This window comes from Mycobacterium sp. (assembly GCF_032161845.1).
Taxonomy (GTDB): domain Bacteria; phylum Actinomycetota; class Actinomycetes; order Mycobacteriales; family Mycobacteriaceae; genus Mycobacterium.
Window position 1 is genome coordinate 1 of record NZ_JAVRQA010000137.1, and the last position, 3,221, is coordinate 3,221.

At 64.7% G+C, this 3,221-nt stretch carries 2 protein-coding genes; both read right to left on the reverse strand.

The genetic code is table 11. The features are described from left to right. Nucleotides 1-253: 253 nt before the first annotated feature. Nucleotides 254-664: a hypothetical protein gene (locus QOD90_RS08095; RefSeq protein ID WP_526348435.1), complete on the reverse strand. Its 411-nt coding sequence runs from the start codon at nucleotides 662-664 to the stop codon at nucleotides 254-256. Further along, nucleotides 661-3,180: a WXG100-like domain-containing protein gene (locus tag QOD90_RS08100; RefSeq protein WP_526348437.1), complete on the reverse strand. Its 2,520-nt coding sequence runs from the start codon at nucleotides 3,178-3,180 to the stop codon at nucleotides 661-663. Before QOD90_RS08100 ends, QOD90_RS08095 begins: the two co-directional genes overlap by 4 nt. Nucleotides 3,181-3,221 lie beyond the last annotated feature (41 nt).

Here is a 3,221-nt window from a genome sequence, read left to right on the forward strand (position 1 = left end):
CCAAGTCGATCTTGTTGCCACGCTCCATCCAAAACACCTCCCACGTGCCATCGGATGCCTGAACGACACACCAGCTGTTTTCCGCCGGCGCTCCCAACGAGATGACACGCGTTGGCATTGCGATGGCGTCGAGGGCCTTCGCTAGTTCCGCCAAGTTCATCTTCACGTCGTCCGTCCCTAGATCGGCGATCCCCGCCGATCCGGCGGCGGGTAGATCAGCTGATCATCGTGTTCACCGATCGTCCACGGATGGTCAAATCTGCAAGATGCCAGCATGTGCGGCAGTGAAACATTCTTCTATCGTGTCTTTCACGAATTCGAGTCGACCCTCATCCGTGCTCGGCGCAACGGGAATGAGTTTCACCAGTTCCTCCAGAGGAACGTTCGGATGCTCGATGAACCGGGTGAAGTATCTCCACTTCTTCGAACGATTTCTCAGCCCGTACTCGTTTGGCGCGTCTAGTGGTGCAATCATGCAATTGACCTCGCCTTCTCGCGTTGACAAATACACCTGGACCTTGGTGTCGGCCCCGCGGTAGTAGACCACCGAACCCCAACGGCCGCCTTCGTCAACTCGCGGATCAACTTCGTCCAGTGCGTATCCCCGCGTCGCCAGCGAGGGTCCTACTATCCGCTCCACTTCGGACGGAAAGTCGTATGTCATGGCTGCCCTTCTCCAATCCGTACCCACGCATCGCCGACACGCTGGTATCCATAAGCCTCCGCGTTCGCTATGAGGAACTTGATCTCCATTGCAGAGAACGTGTTCGCGCGTTCAGTCACGAGCTGCTCCAAGGACGAGTAGGCGTCGCGGTCGAGAACGTATTCAATCCGTTGGACGCCATTCTCCAATTGAGTACGGAGGAACTGCTCGTTGACTTGCCAGCCCAACTCCTTCGCCTTCTCTGGGCTGAGGTCGCCTTCGACCGCTTGCCACACGTCGTCACCAGTATCGAAATAGATCCCCCCGTTGTGCCTCGCCTCACCGATATAGCCACCGTCCTGACCGTCCCACTTGCCTAGGACGACCCGGTCAACGTCACCGACGTAGTGAGTCGATCCTTCGGCGACCACCCGCGCCAAGTCGGATGTGGGCGCTCCATGCACGAAAGCATCGTTGAGACTGTTTGCAGCGTCTAGAGGAGACTGTTCGGTCCCCGGAACATGTGTGGCGTGAGCCCCTGGATCCGAGTGGTCATCACCGAGATGATGAGAGTCATGTCCGTCGTGCTGCCCCGCGGTGGAGTGATCTAGTGGCGGCGATCCGTTGTGAGGCGCCTGCGGTGCAGCTTCATGCGGTATTCCAGACGATCCCGATGGCGGCACGTCCGCGGCGTGCGCCGCCCCGCTCTCGGTCCCAGCCATCGCCGGCTCGCGTGTCGCAGTCGCCGGCGACGGATCCGTAGCGTGCGGTGAGGTGACGGGCGGCCGCGAGCCCTCGGGAGCGCTGGTCGCCGGACCGCTAGCCGCAGGTTCCGGCGCACGTGTCGCGCTCGGCTCGGGCCCATCGTGCGCAGGTATCTCCGCCGGGCGCGGCGCACTCGCGTCCGGCGCGTGCTGCGGGGGCAATTCGGCCGTGCGCGGCGCCGAGTACTCGGGCACATCCCGGGGGCCGGTAGTCTCCGGAACACCATGCGGCGTAGGTGTTTCCGGAAGCCGAGGCGCCCCGGACACGTGGGGCATGTTGGGCTCGGTCAATGACGGCGGCACCGACGGGCTGTGAACCCCAGGCGTGGCTCCAGAGGCCATATCGTCGGTAAGGGTGGTGAGGTCGTCGAGCTTGCTGGCGATCTCGGACGCCCGGCCAGCGATCGGCGCGGTGGACTCCGCGGCACCAGAGACGGCTCGGACCGCTGCGCCTTCTTCACCAGCTTCCGCCGCCGCAGTGACGCCCCGAAGGCCGGTCTTCGCCGCGCCGACACCGGTGGCCGCCGAACCCGCTTCGAAGAGGACACCGCCGAGCCCCAACCCGGGCCGGTCGGCGCGCCAATCCTCGGCGTGCGTGATGCCACCCAACATGTCCTTGCCGTGCTCGAACGCGCCGAGTGGGTCTGCGGCGATTCCGGTGGGGGTGGCGTACTTCAACGTGTCGAGCACGCCGCCCCACGCTGCCGCAGCCCCGTCGGGATCGGAGGCGAACCGCGTCGGATCGAGCTGCTCGATGCCGACGACTGTCTGCATCCCCGCCTTGATGACTCCTTCGCCGACGTTCGACTGGAACTCGAAGGCGCTCGCAAGCGCGCCGCCGACGTCGTCCCCGAGATAGTGAGTGAACTCGCGGCGCGCACTCTGCTGCAATGACACCACTGCGCCGTCGAGCGCGGTGATCAGCGACTCCATCAACGCGATCTTCCCGTCGACCTGACGACCGAAGTTCTCCAGAACCTTCTGGACGTCGTCGGCGATCTCCTTGATCTCGTCGAGGGCGTCGCCGCTGAACACCGCCGTGATGCCATCGAAGATGCCCGATGGGGAGATCCGGTCGCACAGATCGCGGATCGCATCCTGTGTCGACTGCACGTCGTCGGCGAAATCCCGCGTCTGGGTGGCGAGGTTCCCCGCTTCGGTCGCCACATCTGTCAGGCACTGCGACAGCTTCGACATCGCCGACGTCATCGCCCCGCCCTCGGGAATCTGCTGCGCCCCAATGACTCCCGAGGGGCCGCTCAACGCTCCGGCGATGCCGGTGAGCGTCGACGCGAAGCTCTGCCATGCCCCCGCCGAAGCGCGCAGCCGACCAGGATCGCCGTCGGGCCACGAGTCGGGGATGAAGTTCTCCAACACCGACCACAAGAACGGCGGCATCACTCCGCCACCCAACGACGGCGGGCACGACGGGGTGTCGAAGTGTCCCGGCTTCTCCGGAGGCGTCAACGGCGCCGCGCCACCACCGACGGTCGACGCCGCATCGGCCTGCGAGTAGTTGGTCGCCGACATCCCAACCCCGAAGCCCACGTTGTGCGACGCGTTGACCAAACCGGCGCCGGCGTCCAACAGTCCCTGTGCCGACTTCTGATAGGCCATGCCGAACGCCAACCCTGCTGCGTCGAATCCGCTGGGCGCGCCACCACCGAGGCTCGAGGACAACGTCCCCACCGCTGAGGCGAATTCGTCACCGATGCCGGCGACGGCTTTTCCCGCGCCGGCCAAGGCCTCGGGATCGACGACGATGGGCGCCAAATTAGCTCAGCCCCACATACGGCTATTCGTAGCCACCGCAT

Bases quoted from the DNA above. Each gene is read 5' to 3' on its own strand.
- QOD90_RS08095 (WP_526348435.1), bottom strand. From the start codon at position 664: ATGACATACGACTTTCCGTCCGAAGTGGAGCGGATAGTAGGACCCTCG.